Annotated in this window: 16 protein-coding genes; 5 read left to right on the top strand and 11 right to left on the bottom strand. The window is 47.8% G+C overall.

Annotated elements, in window-relative coordinates; translation table 11 throughout:
- Positions 1-82: 82 nt before the first annotated feature.
- The 11 genes from cobC to UNH61_RS27595 all read right to left on the bottom strand — a co-directional run bounded on the left by cobC (position 83) and on the right by UNH61_RS27595 (position 11027).
- Complete coding sequence (gene cobC / locus UNH61_RS27645) at positions 83-640, bottom strand: alpha-ribazole phosphatase (RefSeq protein WP_326995238.1); 558 nt, start codon at positions 638-640, stop codon at positions 83-85.
- On the bottom strand, positions 625-1401 hold the full coding sequence (locus UNH61_RS27640; protein ID WP_326995237.1) for an adenosylcobinamide-GDP ribazoletransferase: 777 nt from the start codon (positions 1399-1401) through the stop codon (positions 625-627). The genes cobC and UNH61_RS27640 overlap by 16 nt, the downstream gene beginning before the upstream one ends.
- Entirely contained in the window at positions 1398-2441 is a 1044-nt protein-coding gene (gene cobT, locus UNH61_RS27635) for a nicotinate-nucleotide--dimethylbenzimidazole phosphoribosyltransferase (RefSeq protein WP_326995236.1), read from the bottom strand. The genes UNH61_RS27640 and cobT overlap by 4 nt, the downstream gene beginning before the upstream one ends.
- 12 nt (positions 2442-2453) lie before the next feature.
- The gene (gene cobU, locus UNH61_RS27630) at positions 2454-2969 is read right to left on the bottom strand and encodes a bifunctional adenosylcobinamide kinase/adenosylcobinamide-phosphate guanylyltransferase (protein ID WP_326995235.1); all 516 of its coding nucleotides are present in this window, start codon (positions 2967-2969) and stop codon (positions 2454-2456) included.
- Between the two features lie 14 nt (positions 2970-2983).
- Positions 2984-4318, bottom strand: a complete 1335-nt coding sequence (locus UNH61_RS27625) for a DUF5074 domain-containing protein (RefSeq protein WP_326995234.1) — start codon at positions 4316-4318, stop codon at positions 2984-2986.
- 135 nt (positions 4319-4453) lie between these two features.
- Positions 4454-5047 (bottom strand): DUF6580 family putative transport protein, encoded by a 594-nt coding sequence (locus UNH61_RS27620; RefSeq protein ID WP_326995233.1) that lies wholly within the window; start codon positions 5045-5047, stop codon positions 4454-4456.
- A gap of 17 nt (positions 5048-5064) precedes the next feature.
- The gene (locus UNH61_RS27615; RefSeq protein ID WP_326995232.1) at positions 5065-7017 is read right to left on the bottom strand and encodes a TonB-dependent receptor; all 1953 of its coding nucleotides are present in this window, start codon (positions 7015-7017) and stop codon (positions 5065-5067) included.
- A gap of 95 nt (positions 7018-7112) precedes the next feature.
- Positions 7113-7763: a hypothetical protein gene (locus UNH61_RS27610; RefSeq protein ID WP_326995231.1), complete on the bottom strand. Its 651-nt coding sequence runs from the start codon at positions 7761-7763 to the stop codon at positions 7113-7115.
- A gap of 67 nt (positions 7764-7830) precedes the next feature.
- On the bottom strand, positions 7831-8703 hold the full coding sequence (locus UNH61_RS27605) for a DMT family transporter (protein ID WP_326995230.1): 873 nt from the start codon (positions 8701-8703) through the stop codon (positions 7831-7833).
- Between the two features lie 45 nt (positions 8704-8748).
- Complete coding sequence (locus tag UNH61_RS27600) at positions 8749-9972, bottom strand: MFS transporter (protein ID WP_326995229.1); 1224 nt, start codon at positions 9970-9972, stop codon at positions 8749-8751.
- A gap of 377 nt (positions 9973-10349) precedes the next feature.
- Positions 10350-11027, bottom strand: a complete 678-nt coding sequence (locus UNH61_RS27595) for a FadR/GntR family transcriptional regulator (protein WP_326995228.1) — start codon at positions 11025-11027, stop codon at positions 10350-10352.
- A 48-nt stretch (positions 11028-11075) separates the two neighbouring features.
- Here UNH61_RS27595 and UNH61_RS27590 point away from each other — a divergent pair, with 48 nt between their 5' ends.
- The 5 genes from UNH61_RS27590 to UNH61_RS27570 all read left to right on the top strand — a co-directional run bounded on the left by UNH61_RS27590 (position 11076) and on the right by UNH61_RS27570 (position 17458).
- Positions 11076-11816, top strand: coding sequence for a sterol desaturase family protein (locus tag UNH61_RS27590; RefSeq protein ID WP_326995227.1), 741 nt, complete (start codon positions 11076-11078; stop codon positions 11814-11816).
- 79 nt (positions 11817-11895) lie between these two features.
- Positions 11896-14289 carry a prolyl oligopeptidase family serine peptidase gene (locus UNH61_RS27585; RefSeq protein WP_326995226.1) on the top strand — a complete coding sequence of 798 codons (2394 nt, stop codon included), beginning with the start codon at positions 11896-11898 and terminating at the stop codon, positions 14287-14289.
- Positions 14290-14471: 182 nt separating this feature from the next.
- A complete protein-coding gene (locus tag UNH61_RS27580; protein WP_326995225.1) occupies positions 14472-15350 on the top strand; it encodes an AraC family transcriptional regulator in 879 nt (292 codons plus the stop codon).
- Positions 15351-15365: 15 nt separating this feature from the next.
- Positions 15366-15827, top strand: a complete 462-nt coding sequence (locus tag UNH61_RS27575; RefSeq protein WP_326995224.1) for a DUF983 domain-containing protein — start codon at positions 15366-15368, stop codon at positions 15825-15827.
- A 323-nt stretch (positions 15828-16150) separates the two neighbouring features.
- Entirely contained in the window at positions 16151-17458 is a 1308-nt protein-coding gene (locus tag UNH61_RS27570; RefSeq protein ID WP_339070436.1) for a TolC family protein, read from the top strand.
- Positions 17459-17468 lie beyond the last annotated feature (10 nt).

Raw genomic sequence — 17468 nt, 5'->3', positions numbered from 1 at the left:
AAAGTTAGCACGAAATACCAGTTTTTTTGTTTTTTGGAAAGATATTTAGAAATTTTAATATAAAGTATTTGTTAACAGAATATTATAAATTAGAAAATATCACCTCTAGTTTGTCATTTTCCGCTTTTATCCTGGTAATATGACCATAATCCACGGAGATATCAAAGGCATCCACGAGGGGGGTATCGGTAGCCTGCGCTACTATACAGCGGATTACGCCGCCATGCGTGATGAATACCGCATCTTTTCCCCGGGCAATCACCTCTTCCAGCAGCGCTATGCTGCGATTGTACAGCTCCTCGTAACTTTCCCCGCCCGGAATGTGCTCAAACACCACATTATCGGCCCATTTATTCAATGCATTCCGGCTGATGTTTTCCCAGGGCTGCATTTCCCAGTCGCCGAAATTCATTTCCTTCAGCCGGTCGTCTTTTATGTAGTTGTTGCCAAACAGAGCGGCAGCCAGCTTTTCGCAACGCTGTAGAGGGCTGGTGTACACGTCCAGCTGCTTTTGGGGCAAAAGAGGAGGTATCCTTTTCACTTCTTCCTCAAAACTTCCGGCTACATCTATGTCCGACGCACCGTAACAGATCCCACTTTCTATAGCCGGAGTGGTATGCCGGATCAGGTATATTTCCATGTGAGAATACAAAAGCTTAAGTAAATAACTGTTTCCGATACCTGTTGCACAGCTCCCAGGCAATCGCCGGTGTAGCCACCAATCCATTTCTGCATCAGCCGTACCAGGTACCAGCGAGCCAGCAATAATGCCGGAATAGTAACGAGTAGCGTATAGTTTTGCAGGAAAATAATGGCTGCCCCAAATGGCAGACACCCCAGCAGCCCGGCGATCAGGAGATCGGTACGGGATATACCTTTGGCCAGTGGTTTAGCCTTACTATCCTCATTCTCCCGCACATATTTATGCGTGAATATAACGGTAACAGCTGTAAAGCGGCTCAACGGCTGTGCACTGATAATAGCCAGCATGGCTTTGTACAACGGGAGTTCCCGCAGGCAAAGGAATTTGAGCAGCATGATCAGTAAAAGGCCTATCATGCCGTAAGTGCCGATACGACTGTCTTTCATGATCTCCAATATCTTCTCTTTCGTCCAGCCACCGCCGAAACCATCACACATATCGGCGAAGCCGTCTTCATGAAAAGCGCCCGTCATCCATACGCTTGTAATAATTGCCAGTAAGAGGCTAACTGCCATTGGAGCTATACTGCTAAACAGGTAAAGCACGGCTACCATGCTGCCGCCTGTTATCCATCCGATCAGGGGAAGATAGCGGGTTGCTTTGTTAAGCATTTCGGAGGAGTAGGGGATGCTAACGGGAACGGGTATACGGGTATAATACATAATAGCCGTTTGTACCAGCTGCCACTGTTGTTTCATATTGTTCGATTTGACACCTGTGCACTATTGAAGCTCGCCATTTCGTTCAGAAACGCAACGGCACTTTGTATCAGCGGTATCGCCAGTGCCGCTCCTGTGCCTTCTCCCAGACGCATGCCGATCTGCAGTAAGGGGACTACCCCCAGGTGTTGCAGCATCATTTTATGCCCCTTTTCATCTGAACAATGGGCAAAGATGCAATAATCTTTTACTGCTGGCTGCATTGCTGTGGCTACCATACAGGCGGCGGTAACAATGAAGCCGTCTATCACAATCAGCATTTCCATCGCTGCGGCCTGTAGTATCGCTCCGCATATCATGGCTATTTCAAAACCTCCGAAAGTGGCAAGGGCCTGCTCTACCGAAGCCGGGCGGGCATGTTTGGCCACTACCTGCTGTAATACCGCACGTTTCTGCGCCAATTGCTGCACATTGCTGCCGGTACCTATGCCTACGCATTCTCCTACAGGAATATTGATAAAGTAACTCATGAGCAGGGAGGCGGAGGACGTGTTGCCAATTCCCATCTCTCCGAAACCTACCGTATTACATCCTCCTGCATGCAGCAACCTCACTTCTTCTGCACCAGCCTGCATGGCCAGTTTACACTGGTCGAGCGACATGGCAGGCATATGCAGGTAATGCTGCGTGCCCATGCCTATTTTACGATCTTTCAGTAAAGGGTGGGGTGGAAATTCGTGGTTTACGCCTGCATCAACTACGGTCAATGCCAGCTGGAACTGGCGGCAGAAAACATTGATAGCAGCGCCACCCTGCAGGAAATTGTATACCATTTGCGCGGTAACCGCCTGGGGAAATGGATTTACCAACCCATCTGCCGCAATACCGTGGTCTCCGGCAAATACAATAATGGCGGGATGATTAATTGCCGGCGTGAGGGTTTTTTGTACCAGACCAGCCTGTAAAGCAATGCCCTCCAGCATCCCCAGCGAACCGGGTGGCTTCGTTTTCTGGTCTATTTTATCCTGCAATGCTGTTTTTAAGTCCTGTGAAACAGGTGTTACCCGGAAATTATTCATCTTGCCAGTTATTTATTGCGCCTCTTTTTTAATGACTACCGGTATGCCCGATACCATCAGCACTACGGTGTCGGCTATACGTGCCAGGTGCTGGTTGGTCCAGCCTTGCAAATCGGTGAACTTACGCCCTGCCTCTGTTTCTGCATGTACGCCCATCCCTATTTCATTCGTCACAAAGATAAATGTGCCTTCCTTTTGCGTCAGAGCGCCGATCTCATCACGGATAGCCTGCAGCGCCTGGTTTACATCATATTGGAACTGCATGAAAAAATTGGTAAGCCAAAGCGTTACACAATCAATCACTACTACGCGCCCTTCCAGTGGCAACCGGCTCAGGTACATTTCTTCCTCATAGTTAGTCCAGGCCGGGCCCCGTTCGCCTTTATGCCTGCGGATACGGTCGGCAAAATCATCGTCCCACACCTGCGCAGTAGCTACATAAACCGGTTGCCCGCTCAGTGTCAGCGCCAGTTCCTGTGCGTACCTGCTCTTACCCGACCGGGCCCCGCCTGTAATTAACTGAACCATTTTTTGCTGCCCGATTAGTTAAACACTGGCACCGATGGAAAGAAGAAACCGCTATATGAAACTGTTTTCTTCAAAGCTCCGCTGCCGGCATCGTAGATATAAAGTGCATTATCCTTATAGTTCTGACCATAACCCGATTTCACATCTGTGACCACAATAGTATTGTTGCCCGGATTATATCTCACACCTGCGCCATATAATTCGCGACCGGCCGGAATAGTAACAAAAGGAGCCTGTAAAGAGTTGGGATTACCCACTGCATATTTATAAATTTGGTTGCCGCCGGCACCCCAGGGATTGGTTTTACCAATGAATACGGCATTTTCAGTGCTGGAGGCTGTCAACATACCAACATTCCATGCACCCCAGGAACCGTAAATTGAAAACGGAACGGCAACGGTATCTATATGCAGGGTATTGGCATCAATGGAGTACAGGCTGTTGTTCATCGCAGCCCATACTTTCCCATCGGGCGTAGTGGTGAAACCAACATCAGCTTTGCCGAGTTTCTGTGCCACGGACAGATCTGATGTATTCAATGCCACGATACCATCGGCCTGAGAGAGTACCAGCACATAGTTGCCGGCGAGGGTCATACCGCCGATCTGGCCGTTAACACCATCGAGCTTATTGCCCAGTGTCATGCTTTGCAGGTTTACCTGATAGATGCCGCTGGAAGTGCCGAGCAAACCGGCGCCTGTATTAAGGCCCAGGAATGAGTTACCATTCACACCTGCGGGAAGCTGCGAAATACGGCCTGTTTCCTGCATGGTACCGGCATCTGCAGCTACGAAGGCGCCCTGTTTAGATACCAGGTAGAATTTGTTGTTGAAAATAGTACCGAAATCGGTGGTGTTGCCCAGGGTCTTACCAGGATTATTACGCTGGAATACGTACTGGTACACCGAATCCTCACCATTTCTGTAGAAATTCACATCTCCCGGCTCATGACCAAACCAGCCTTCATTCACCAGGAAAAATCCATTTTCGAACTTACCCAGTACTTTGATGCTGTAGTAATAAGTTGCATAGGCATTGCCTGAAATAATTTTATAGGAAACGGTGTAGTCGCCTCTTTGTTTAGCAGTGAAAGTATAGGTAGAATCTGTGCTCACCTGTACACCATTTACCAGCCAGAGGAAGCTTGGATTTTTTACATCGGCCAGCTGTGGACTTAACAGGCGGCTGTCGCCGATGTAAATAGTGTCTTTGCCATCTTTCAATCCGGGTGCGGTGATCCGGGGAGGAACAATATCTGCCTGATTATCCTTGGAACAGGAGGCCAGGCCTGCAATGGCTAAAATTGCTACAATAAAGGAAAGTTGAAATTTGCGTGAAATGCTGCGCATGTGTTGAAGTTTATTTTCGTATGTCTTTTTTTATGGTGATATAGTATAGCCCTATAATGATTTAGAGATTTGGAGCAGGGCTGATCTCGTCTGTTGCCCGTGCTCCAAATCTCTAAAACAATAATTGCAGGAATATTATTGGGCGAAACGCAATCTGCGTTTAACCAGTTCAAAGCTGCCGAAGAAAATAGTACTGTAAATCAGGTTGCCGATCAGTGCATATTTCATGAAAGGAATACCCAGGGCGTAGCATTTGGTTAAACCAGCTATATCCTTTGTGAAAGGCAGGCCGGTAGTGATATCTGTAGAGCCGCTTGCCCATACGCCGAAATTGGATACCAGGAAGTGTATCAGCGCTGCTCCTACTGAAGCAACCACAATATTGCCTACAGACGCTTTCTTAATCAGTAACTGACCCAGTAATACGATGAATACAAAGCTGGCGTAATTCCAGATCCATCCTTTATACAGCAGCCCCTGTGCATACTCTTTGTGGAAGAACTGCATCAGGATAATATCGCTGATAAACAGCGTCAGTAACGGAAAAGCATAAGATTTCCATTTTTGAGAAAACGAAGCGCCTCCGAAAAGGGCCATCGCGCCAACAGGAGTAAACATGGCAATTGGCTGCATGTTTGTGTCAGCTCCCAACACTACGCGTATGATACCAGCTGCCAGTATGAAGAGCAGCAATACGCCAAATCGCGGATCAAGATTTTTTAAAGACATTATGTTGGTTTTAATGTTTACAGATTAAATACGATACCTGTGTTAAAATTAAAGCGGCGGGAATTATATCCTAAAATATCAAAATATTGATAATCTGTTATATTCCGGAAGCCGGCGAAAATTTTCAGCAAGTTACCAAATTTATATTCACCATAGAGGTCCAGGGTATAATAATCCCCCATCGCCCTGGGGCCTTCATATCGCTGCCCTACGTATTTGCCGGTAGCCGATACATACAGGGAGTGAGTTGCCTGGTAGCCCAGGGTGGTATTCAGCTCATCTTTCGGGATCCGGTACAGGTTGTAATAGGAAGAGTCTTTGTTATCCTGTTTTACCGTAATACGACCGTCGGTATGGGCATAATTGGCTGTCAGTACCAGTCCGGGGGCTATCCGCCAGTTGGCCTCCAGTTCTATGCCGTAAGCTTTTTGTTTGTTGGCATTACGATATTGGGAGATGTTATTCACCGGGTCGTAATAAAATATGATCAGGTCATGTGTTTGTCGGCTAAACCAGGTAGCCCGGAAATCCAGCCGGTCTTTCGCCACGCTGGCCTGGTAGCCGGCTTCATAACTGATGGTACTTTCCGGATCCAGGCTCCTGTTGCCGTATACAGAGTATAACTGGTATAGAGTAGGCACCAGATAGGCGGAAGAGATATTAACGAATATTTTATGATGTTGTGCGATCAGATACGAGGGGTTGACCGTAAAGGTGGTGTTATTCCCGTACAGACTGTGATGATTGAGCCTGCCCCCGGCTTCCAGGTTAAACCCTCCGGGGGTATGCAGCTGAAAAGAAGCATACACACTGGTTTGGGTGGTGTGGGAGCTGTCGGGCGACAGTAGCGTGGTGTCCATTACCGGTGAATAGTTTGTGATCAGGTAGTCGCGCTGATCGGTGGCCGATCTGTTGAAGGCCGCGCCTCCAATGAACCGCACCCGGCTGCTGATATCCAGGTTCACATAAGATTCTACCTGTTGTACATTGGATTTGAAAAGTGATTTGTCGTACTTGGAGTAGGAAGATGGATTTACATAAAAAGAGTCATTGAGAATGTCGCGCCGGCTTTGCTGCCAGCTGTAAAGCAAATGCCAGCTGCCTTTTTTGAACTTATATTCCGCATTGACGCCGTTGAGCAGGTACCTGGATTTACCGGTATAGTCCTTATCCTCAGTATAGGCGCCATCATCGAGGTCGTGGTGGTAGTTGCTCCAGTTCAATAAGTAGCCGAATTGCCAGTTAGTGCCGGCTTTCAGTCCAAGCTTGGCAAAAACGCTGTTCTGGCGGAAGCCATCGTTGTCGAAATTGCCGGTATGGGTAGAATCGTAGGCGTCAGAAAATCCTCTTGTAGATTCACGTTTGTAGCTGAGCAGATAAGAGAAATTGCCGGTGTTGCCATGCACATTGGCGCTTCCCTGGAAATCACGATAGCTGCCGTAGCTGATGTTGGCGCCGATGCCAAAAGGCTTAGTTCCTGTTTTGCGGGTGATGATATTGATCACGCCGGCAACGGCACTTGATCCGTAGAGGGTCGATTGGCTGCCACGGAGGATTTCAATCCTTTCCACCTGGTCCGGCGTAATAAAATTCAGATCGAAGGTGTTATTGATCTGGGACGCATCGTTTACCGGCAGGCCATCTATCAGTATAAGCGTGTTGCCATTGGCCGCCCCACGCATATAAACGTTGGGTACGGTACCGGGATTGTTTTCCGATCCGTTGATAATGAGGCCTGTTTGTTGATTCAGGATAGAGCCGATGCTTTTACCGCTGTTTTGCTCCAGATATGCTCTTGATAATATAGTTACTACCTTGCCTGTTTCGCTGGCTTTCTGCGGCCCTTTGGTGGCAGTAACGGTGATTTCATTCAACTGGCTGACATGGCTGGTATCCTGAGCGGTAGCGGAAAGTGCGCTCACAGCCAGTAATAAATAAACAACAAGTGAGGTGTAAATTTTCTTCTTCATTCAATAAATCAAAAAGTCAAAAAAAACAGCGAAGATAAAAGTACAGTGCTACTTCATCTTCGCTGCATTCATCAAAAAGCTAATAGCTTTCTTAGTTATCCCGGCATCCGGGAAATATATTTATCCATTTCTTTAATCTGGCTCACAATCTGCGCAGTAGTTGGTTTCTGTGCCTTAGCGCGGCGGAAATATTCTTTGGCAGATTTAAAGTCGCGGCGCGTCATGGCAATAGAAGCCAGTGTCAGCAGGGCTGCAGCAGAATTTTCCTTGTCAGGAAGCCCTTTCCGCATCGCAATCTTCAGGTTCTGATCTGCTGTTTTCAGGTCATTTTTCTGATAAGCGATAGTACCCAGCTGGAAGTACTGCATGCCTTCGTACTCTTTCATCGGGCTGCCGGAGTTGATACTCTGACGTATGGTAGATTCAGCTTTATCGAGATCGTTAGAGTACATGGCCATATTGCTCTGCATGAAATAATATACAGAACGGATCGGTTTGTACAGCAGTTTAGGGAATTTAATCGTATTCATCAGCGCAGTGGCCTTTTCAATATCACCGGCCTCTACCGCTTCCTGTACCAGCCTCATAGGCCCGAACATCACATGGGTCACCAGGCAAATCACTGCCAGAACCAGTACTACCGTTGCTTCCCACCAGCCTACGGTTAAGCCCAGTGCAATACCGCCAGCCAATAAGATGATGCCAAGCAGCAAACGATATTTAATAAAAAAATTAAATGCTTTCATGAAAAAACAGTTCGTAAATCACTAATTGAGGCAGCAAAGATAAATAAAAAAAACACCTTATGGGTTTTCATTTCCGGCGTTTCAGGTTTGCCATGGCAATAGCCCCTAATATGATGATCACCCCGGTTATTTGCAGCGCCGATATAGGTTCGTGCAGGAAGATGGTGGCAGCCATCACCGCCACAGGTAACTCTGCTGCGCTGAGGATGGCACCCAGCGACACGCCCGTCTGAGGCATGCCCTTGGAAAAAAGGAAAGGAGGCAATACCGTGCCGAAAGCGGCGAGTGGTATACCCCAGGCCCATAATCCCGAGCCGGTCAGCCGGCCGTTGAACAGATAAAGCGGCGGAAACAGCAGGGTAATGATCACAAAGGCCCCGGTGACAATCCAGGCGCTTTTCAGCACCGGCCCCAGTGAAGCGCCTATGCGCCCGCTTATCACGATAAATACAGTATAACACATGGCCGCCAGCATCCCGAAGCCAATGCCTGCCCAGTTCAGGGGGTGCTCGCCCTGGTTAAATACGCCTCCGGCCAGCAATGTGCCCCCCAGTATAAAGACTACTGCCAGCCATTGTACCGGTGTAGGCTTCTTTTTATAGATGATCCATTCGGCCAACATGCTCATCCAGGTAAATTGCATGAGCAGGATAATAGCCACGCTGGCCGGAATGTATTGTACGCTCTGATAATAAGTAATGCTGACGAGGCCCGTAGAACTGCCCAGTATCAGGCAGGTGCGCGCATGACGGTCTTTCAGCCCTGCCATGGGCCTGCCGGAAATAAAATGAATAATCCATAGTGCCAGCATACCATAGCCTGCCTGTATGCTGCATAATTCACCCAGTGTAAATCCGTGCTGATAACCTGTTTTAACTATTGTCGATAATATCCCAAAGCTGCATGCGCCCAGTAGCACAAGCAGTATGCCCTTCCACATAAGAATTGTTTTAGTGAATGTAGTGTGCGAATGTAAGTTTTCTGTTTATGACTTCTTTTTCCCAAGGTTAGGCAATAACCCGGTCAGTAGTCCTATTAAAGGAAGATAAGCACACACCTGGTACACGAATCTGATATTGGTGGCATCTGCCAGTCGGCCCAGCAATGCAGAACCCACGCCACCCATACCAAAGGCAAAGCCGAAAAACAGCCCTGATATCATCCCCACTTTGCCCGGCATAAGCTCCTGTGCATATACCAGGATAGCGGAAAAAGCAGAGGAGAGTATAACGCCAATGAATATACTCAGTACTACCGTCCATGCCAGCGATACATGTGGCAGCAGCAGTGAAAACGGCGCTACGCCAAGTATCGAGATCCAGATTACATATTTCCGTCCAATACGGTCGCCCACAGGTCCGCCGATGAAAGTGCCGGCGGCTACTGATACGAGGAAGATACTCAGATATATTTGTGAGGCCTGAACAGAGACATGAAAACGATCGATCAGATAAAAAGTATAGTAACTCGTCATGCTGGCCATGTAGAAATACTTAGAGAAAATCAGCACCAGCAGGATACCCAGCGAAACGTATACCTGCGTATTCGTTAATGCAGGGCGGTTGCTGTGTTCCGCTACTTTTTTGGGTTTTAAACGGTGGGTATTGGCAAGATACCATTTGCTGATGCTCATCATTACTACGATAGCGACCAGGGCAAGTCCTGAAAACCAGAGCACATGGAACTGTCCGAGTGGCACTATGATCATGGCTGCCAGCAAAGGGCCCATGGCGCTGCCGGCGTTGCCGCCCACCTGGAACAGCGACTGTGCCATTCCATGCCTGCCTCCCGATGCCATATAAGCCATCCGCGATGCTTCGGGATGAAATACCGCTGAGCCCATGCCCACAAGGGACACCGCGATTAGTACGAGATAAAAATGAGTGGCCATCGACAGGCAAACGAGCCCTATCAGGGTAAAGCCCATTCCGATAGCCAGTGAGTAAGGCTGCGGTTTCTTATCAGTATATAGGCCTACCAGCGGCTGCAATATGGAAGCAGACATCTGGAACGTAAAGGTGATCATTCCCACCTGTGAGAAGTTCAGGCCCTGGGAATCCCTTAATATGGGATACATCGCCGGGATCAGCGACTGAAGGGTATCATTCAGGAAGTGAGTGAAGCTGAGTGCCAGCAGGATTGAGAATACCGTTTGCTGGGCCATCTGTTGGGTAGCTGTCTTCGGCTGTTCTGTTAAAGCTGTTTCCATTTTAATTTATTTAAGATCAGATCATCTGATGTTTAAAAACAAAGTTTTATAGGAAGATGACAAATGCCGGTTGTTAATGATGCAGATCTTAGGGTATTTACTATCGATGTTGCCTTATCATTACTGATTGTCGAATACGGGGATCTATGTGATCCGCAACAACGGCGCTTTTGCTACCATCGAAGTCACTATATCCATGATATGATACTACTGATTACCAGACCCGACGATCTACGTGTCCGCAACAGTGGCGCTTTTGCTACTATCGAAGTCGCTGTTCTATGAATGACGCTACTGATTACCCAGCCAGGTGATCTCTGTAATCCGCAGCAGTGGCTCTTTTGCTATTATCGAAGTCGACATATCCCTTAATGGCGCTACTGATTACCCAAATCGGCAATCTTCGTGGCCCACAACAATGCTTTCTTCGGCTCTTTATCAATAATGCTTTGCAAAAGGCCGTCGTGCAGATGCTGACTATGGACGAAGCTGTCTGTATTAACATAACGCACCACAAACGATTGCTTCAAATGGTCCGCTACAATCCGGTACAGGTCGCGCATGATCTCATTCCTGCCCGCCTCTGCGATGGCAAGGTGAAAATTGATATCCGCCTGTATACAGAGCTCCAGCTGATTGGCCGCCGCGTATTCGAAGCGCTTTTTCAGGAAGCCTTTCATCTTTTCAATGTCTTTGTTATTCCTTTGAGTGGCGGCTTTTTCAGCAATCCTCGACTCCAGCAGGAAACGGACTTCGTTCAGGTCCTTGAATTCAGCACGTTGCAAACGTTGCGATAACGCCTCTCCCGTGCCGGACTGCGACAAAACAAAAGTACCAAGCCCCTGCTGTACACGTACCAGCCCGCGATGGGCCAGTATTTTCACAGCCTCCCTTACACTGGAACGCCCCACGGCAAACTGCTGCATCAATTCCGGTTCCGTAGGCAACTGCTGGCCCACAGCATATTTGCCGGAAACAATGAGCTCCTGCAACCTGTCTGCTACTCCTTCAGCAAGACTATGACGTTTTAACGGCGATGTATTTATATTCATCATATCATCTGATGATTGCAAAGATAATCCAATTTTTAAATTTTTCAGTTTTTGAGATTTTTTTTCGGAGATTACCACCTGAAAGGTATGAACAGATTACTGGAGCATATACAACATTGGCCGTCCTGGCAGCTATGGGCCTTTTTTTTACTGGAAAACACGGCTATTATGATAGGCGTGCTGGCGGCAGGTAATCGCCTGCAACGTCAGCCACTCGACAGGATGTTTGCGTACAACCGTCGCCAATGGGTGATTGCGGGGGGCACGAATGTGCTCAACACAGTGGTCACCTGGGTGGGGTTTCAGTTGTGGGCAAACGGGTATATAAAAATCTCCACAGATCTTTCCTGGCGGGTGATCAGCGATGCCCTGTTCCTGTTCCTGGCGATGGATCTGCTGATGTATATATTCCATTACATCATCCATAAAACAATGCTGTATCGCCTCCTGCACCGTTTACACCACGAGGCAACTGATCCGGAGCCGATCGATCTGTTTATCCTCCATCCCCTGGAAACCCTCAGCTTCGGGGCATTGTGGCTGCTCCTCCTGCTGGCCTTCCGGCTTAATTTCTACGGCATACTCATCTATCTGTTTGTAAATGTAGTGTTTGGCATGACAGGTCACCTGGGTATGGAGCCCCTGCCCGAAAAAATGCGCCGCTGGCCGATGTTCAAATACCTGGGTACTTCTACATTCCATCATCATCACCATCTGGATGAACAGCATAATTTTGGCTTTTATACCAGTTTATGGGACCGGTTATTCCGTACCTACGATAACACTATTTAACGTCGCTCATCACTTTCTGTTTTGCGTGTTATCGCAATAAGTTTATTTTGCCAGCTTGCTTATCAACATCAACTGCTATATGAGAAAACTGATTGTATCGTTATCGCTATTGATAACGTTTCGTACTTATGCGCAGGAAGCGCTGAAGTACCAGACACCACCTCAAAGTATTCTGGAACTGGCCATGGCAGCCCCTGCACCACTGGTGGATTTTAACAGCAAAGGTGATGTGATGCTGACTATGGAACGTAGCACTTACCCTACCATTGAAGAATTATCGCAGCCGGAGTACCGGCTGGCGGGAATGCGTATTAATCCTGCTAATTTTGGCCCCAGCCGGGCCGGCTATGCCACTGCCATTCGTATTAAGGCGATCAAAACCAACAAGGAATATCCTGTTACCGGATTGCCGGCCGGCGCGCGTATTGGCCATGTGAGCTGGTCGCCCTCCGAACGGTTCCTGGCCTTTACTGTCACAAACAATACCGCTATCACATTGTGGAAAGCAGATGTGACTACGGGTATAGCTACCCAGGTAAGTACCCGTAGGCTTAACGATATTCTGGCGCCAGCTTTCACCTGGATAAGTGATAACTCCCTGCTGGTTATGGCTGTACCGGCTGCCATCGGCAAGGCACCGGAAAAACCACTTGCGCCCGAAGGCCCTACTGTACAGCAAACCAGCGGCAAGGCTGCACCAGCCGCCACTTACCAGGATATGCTGAAAAATCCTTACGATGAACAGCTCTTCGATTATTATTTCCAATCAGAACCTATACTGATCACCGGTGCAAATGAGCTGGCGATCGGACAGCCAGCTATATATACCGCCGCGTCTCCATCTCCCGATAATCAATACCTGCTGATGGAAACATTGCACCGCCCTTATTCCTACCTGGTAGGGGCTAACCGTTTCCCGGCAGATGTGGAGATCCGGAATATGAAGGGCGAACTGGTGAAAAAGCTGGCCAGCAGGCCACTTGATGAAGTAAGACCTAAAGGCTTTGATGCCACCGGTAACTACCCGTGGCAATTCGCCTGGCGTAATGATGCACCGGCCACCATCTGGTGGGTACAGGCACTCGATGGCGGCGATCCTAAAAAAGAAGTTCCTTTCCGTGATGCGATAAACATGCTCGCAGCGCCGTTTAGTGAAGCGCCACAGGAACTGGTTAAAACGGTAAACCGCTTTGCCGGCATAAACTGGGCCAATAACCAGCTGGCACTGGTATCAGATGCCAACAATACACTACAGAAAGTAAGGGTCTGCCGGATCGATCCTTCCCGGCCCGGACAGGCGTCTGTAACCATCATCGACCGTTCTGAAAACGACCGTTATAACGATCCCGGTACGCCTGTAATGGTGAAGAACCAATATCAGCGGCCCGTTTTGTACGTTTCTCCTAAACAGGATTTGCTGATGACGGCGCCGGGCGCTTCCCCGGAAGGAGACCGGCCGTTCCTGTCTTCATTCAATATCAACAATGGAAAACAGACTATCCTCTGGCGTTCTACGGCGCCTTATTATGAACAGGTAGCCGAAGTGGTAAATCCTGCAGGACCGGTTATCATTATCTCCCGTGAATCTGTTGCGGCGCCGGCTAATTATTATCTGCACGACACACGGAAGAAATCTGCCGTGGTACTCACTAATTTCCCTCATCCACAGCCACAGCTGAAAGGTGTGCAAAAGCAACTACTGAAATATAAACGTAAAGACGGGATCGATCTCACTGCCATGCTATACCTGCCGGAGGGCTATAACCCTGCAAAAGATGGCCGCCTGCCTGTATTGATGTGGGCCTATCCCCGTGAATACAAGTCGGCCAGTGATGCGGCTCAGGTGCGGGGTTCAGCCTATCGTTTTACAAGGGTCAATTACGGTTCCCCCATTTTCTGGGTTACCCGCGGCTTTGCGGTAATGGATGCCACAGAAATGCCGATTGTTGGTGAAGGAGATAAAGAACCCAATGATACTTTTATTGAACAGTTGGTAATGAACGCTGAAGCAGCGGTAAATAAGATCACCGAAATGGGAATCGGGGATAAAGACCGCATCGCAGTAGGCGGCCATTCTTACGGGGCATTTATGACAGCTAACCTGCTGGCACATACGAATCTGTTTAAAGCAGGCATCGCCCGTAGCGGCGCTTACAACCGTACATTAACCCCCTTTGGTTTCCAGAACGAGCAACGCACTTACTGGCAGGCGCCTGAAGTATACTATAAAATGTCGCCTTTCTCTTATGTTGATAAGCTGAAAGCCCCTATACTCCTGATACACGGGGAAGCGGATAACAATTCGGGCACATTCCCCATCCAGAGCGAACGCCTCTATAATGCCATCAAGGGAAACGGCGGCACCGCACGTCTGGTATTCCTGCCTCAGGAAAGCCACGGCTACGCTGCAAAGGAAAGCATTTTGCATATGCTGTGGGAGATGGATGAATGGCTGATGAGAATTAAGAATTGATAGAGAAGAATGAAGAATGAAAGCGGAGATTAGCGAAAATGGTCTTCGCGTTTACTATCTCCGCTTTCATTCTTCTCTATCAATTCTTAATTCGCAAAGAAACAGCTAATAAGTAAAAAGTACCATTATTCCCCTCTTTTCCACAACCCGGTTATCTTCTTCCGCAGTACCTTTGCTGTATCATGACAAAGGCGCTTATTCCGACATATGATATCTGCTCCCTGTCTATAGGGAAACCAGCTTCAGAGGATATGCTGGTGGCAAGGTTTTCAGATTATCTGGCAGCGCATAAAGATATCCACTTCCCGCACCGCCACTCTTTTTACCATTTGGCGTTTTTTACTTCCGGGGAAGGAAGTCATACGATCGATTTTGAGCGTTTTCCTGTAAAGCCCGGACAGCTATATTTCATGATACCCGGGCAGGTGCATAGTTGGTTTTTTGCCGGCGAAATTGAAGGCTATGTGATGAATGTTTCACCGGGCTTCTTTAATGCCTTCCTGCAGGATTCAGGATATGTAGAACGGTTTCCTTTTTTCAGCGGTGTGAGTGCAGAAGGAGTAGTACAACTGCCGAAAACGGCCGTTTCTGTTATAGCCGGGCTGTTTGATACCATGCTTCAGGAAACAGCAGAAGAGCAGGCTTACAACCTGGATCTGCTACGCCTGCTGGTATTGGAGATGTTTATAAAAGTGGCAAGAGCAAGCCGCCAGGGACAGGCAAAACAGGAGCCGCCGCATAACTACGTGTTGTTGCGCAATTTTCGCAAGCTGGTGGAACAACATTATATGCAGCTTCGCCTCCCGAAAGAATATGCGGCACTGTTATATGTGACTCCTAACTATCTCAATGCCTTTTGCCGGCATATGCTGGGTAAGTCGGCCGGAGAGATTATCCGCAACAGAGTGCTGCTGGAAGCAAAACGTTTACTGATCAACGCAGATATGAGCATCGCGGCCATCGCGTATCAGCTCAACTTTGCGGACAATTCATACTTCACTAAGTTTTTTAAAAAATACGCAGGAGTGACACCGGAAGAGTTCCGGAAGAATATTACCTGATAAATCTTCAAAAGTATGTGTGCAGATAAAAATCATGAAAAACCAAACCTGTTGAAAAGCATGTTTGGGAACAAGTGTGCCCGTTGCCGCAGGGGATCTATTTACCTGACAAAAAATCCCTACGACCTCAGGAACTTTATGAAAATGCCTGAAACCTGCCCTGTGTGTGGTCAACAGGTGGAAGTGGAAGTAGGGTTCTACTATGGTACCGGTTATGTGAGTTATGCACTTTCCATTGCGGTATGTGTGGCCAGCCTTATCGCCTGGTGGTTATTTATAGGCTTTTCTATCTATGATAACAGTATTTACTGGTGGCTGGGCGCCAATGCGCTGCTGCTCCTGATCCTGCAGCCCCTCATCATGCGCTGGTCCCGTACCATTTGGATGGCATTTTTCGTGTACTACGATGAAAACTGGTACCTCGGTCCGCCTGAAGGAACCGGACGGTCAAATGCGACGTTTAAGAATGCTATATAGATAGGAATTAGGAATTGAGTGCGCGGAATGGAGAATGCCGGCGGAGATAGTAAATGCGAAGATCATATTCGCTACTATCTTCGCCGGCATTCCTAATTTCCTCACTCTCAACTCTTCAATCCAACCTTTTCGCTTCCATTCTGTTATTTACTGTTAACACGTATAACGTTGGCAACCGATTTGTGTCAAATACGTGGTGATGGGTGACAGAGGAAACGGATGGCTCATGTGTCTGATCTCCTCAATCCGTGGTGGCTTTTACTAACATCAATGCTTAAACGATGATGTTTTTCAGACGGCGGAGGAAAATTTTAGCTTCTCTTTTGCTATGTTGGGGCATAATACCGGGAGTACAGGCACAGGACTCCACTGCAATGAGCCTGCCTGCAAAATGGACCCTGCAGCAGTGCTTTGATTATGCCCTGAAAAACAATATCCAGCTGAATAGCCTGCGGTTAAGCAAACAAAGCAGCGAACAGGATTTGCTCCTTTCTAAAGCAGCCCGCCTGCCGAACCTGACCGGTTCGGCTTCCCAGAATGTAACCGGTGGTAAAACACTGGCAGGAACCAACAGCTCGTCATATAACATTACTGCTTCCGGTAATTATTCCCTCAATTCAAATGTGCCCATCTATCAGGGAGGATATATCAATTACGACATCCGTCAGAAAAACCTCGCAAACCAGGTAGCTGCACTCAATGTAGCACAGCAGATAAACGATATCACCGTACAGATCACCCAGGCGTATCTTAACATACTCCTCGCAAAAGAAAACATCGTGTATGTAAAAGATGTAGTCACAACATCGGAAGCACAGGTAAAACAAGGCCAGCAGCAATATGATGTGGGGAGCCTGGCACTGATCGGACTGGTGCAGCTGAAATCGCAACTGGCAAACGATCATTACACACTTAACACCGTCGAAAATCAATACCGGCAGAATAAACTGGTCCTGAAACAACTACTGCAGCTACCCAGCAGCTACAATTTTGAGATACAGGAACCGGATACCCTGATCTCAGATACACACCTGCATGATTTGCAGGAAGTACAGGATTCAGCGATGATACAACGTCCTGAAATAAAAAGCAGCGAGCTGGGCATTGAAATGTCGAAGCTGGATCTGGCTAAGGCCAAAACCGGTTATCTGCCAACGCTGAGTGCTGGTGGAATTGTAGCCTCTTCCTACAACAGCGGCGCCAATACTGCTTATTTCAAACAGCTGGATAATAACTTTTACCAGCAAATCGGCCTCACACTTTCTGTTCCCATTTTCACCAGGAGAGTAGTGAAAACGAATGTGGAGAAAGCAAAAATAGAAATAGACCAGTCGAAGCTGACATTACAAAACACCAGAACTAATCTTAATCAGACGATAGAACAGGCTTATATCAATGTACAGAACGCTCAGTCGCAGTACGATGCCGCCGTTGAACAGCTGAAATACGCACAGGAGGGATACCGCATCGCAAGCGAACAGCTGAAAGTAGGTGCCGCAAATATTGTGGTATTCCTGCAACAGAAGAATTTGTATGTACAGGCCCTACAGGCTTATATACAAGCGAAATACAATGCTGCTTTGAATATCAGGATATATGATTTTTACAGGGGAGTACCGGTAAAAATATAAATGCATACAG

The sequence above is a fragment of the Chitinophaga sp. 180180018-3 genome, from assembly GCF_037893185.1.
Lineage (GTDB): Bacteria > Bacteroidota > Bacteroidia > Chitinophagales > Chitinophagaceae > Chitinophaga.
Note: the sequence above shows the minus strand (reverse complement) of the source record. Positions and strands in the feature narration are given on the sequence as shown.

Coding starts and splice junctions, on each gene's coding strand:
- UNH61_RS27605 (WP_326995230.1), bottom strand. CDS start 8,703: ATGTGGAAGGGCATACTGCTTGTGCTACTGGGCGCATGCAGCTTTGGG.
- UNH61_RS27585 (WP_326995226.1), top strand. CDS start 11,896: ATGAGAAAACTGATTGTATCGTTATCGCTATTGATAACGTTTCGTACT.
- UNH61_RS27625 (WP_326995234.1), bottom strand. CDS start 4,318: ATGCGCAGCATTTCACGCAAATTTCAACTTTCCTTTATTGTAGCAATT.
- UNH61_RS27615 (WP_326995232.1), bottom strand. CDS start 7,017: ATGAAGAAGAAAATTTACACCTCACTTGTTGTTTATTTATTACTGGCT.
- cobT (WP_326995236.1), bottom strand. CDS start 2,441: ATGAATAATTTCCGGGTAACACCTGTTTCACAGGACTTAAAAACAGCA.
- UNH61_RS27640 (WP_326995237.1), bottom strand. CDS start 1,401: ATGAAACAACAGTGGCAGCTGGTACAAACGGCTATTATGTATTATACC.
- UNH61_RS27620 (WP_326995233.1), bottom strand. CDS start 5,047: ATGTCTTTAAAAAATCTTGATCCGCGATTTGGCGTATTGCTGCTCTTC.
- UNH61_RS27575 (WP_326995224.1), top strand. CDS start 15,366: ATGTGTGCAGATAAAAATCATGAAAAACCAAACCTGTTGAAAAGCATG.
- UNH61_RS27600 (WP_326995229.1), bottom strand. CDS start 9,972: ATGGAAACAGCTTTAACAGAACAGCCGAAGACAGCTACCCAACAGATG.
- cobU (WP_326995235.1), bottom strand. CDS start 2,969: ATGGTTCAGTTAATTACAGGCGGGGCCCGGTCGGGTAAGAGCAGGTAC.
- UNH61_RS27595 (WP_326995228.1), bottom strand. CDS start 11,027: ATGATGAATATAAATACATCGCCGTTAAAACGTCATAGTCTTGCTGAA.
- cobC (WP_326995238.1), bottom strand. CDS start 640: ATGGAAATATACCTGATCCGGCATACCACTCCGGCTATAGAAAGTGGG.
- UNH61_RS27610 (WP_326995231.1), bottom strand. CDS start 7,763: ATGAAAGCATTTAATTTTTTTATTAAATATCGTTTGCTGCTTGGCATC.
- UNH61_RS27580 (WP_326995225.1), top strand. CDS start 14,472: ATGACAAAGGCGCTTATTCCGACATATGATATCTGCTCCCTGTCTATA.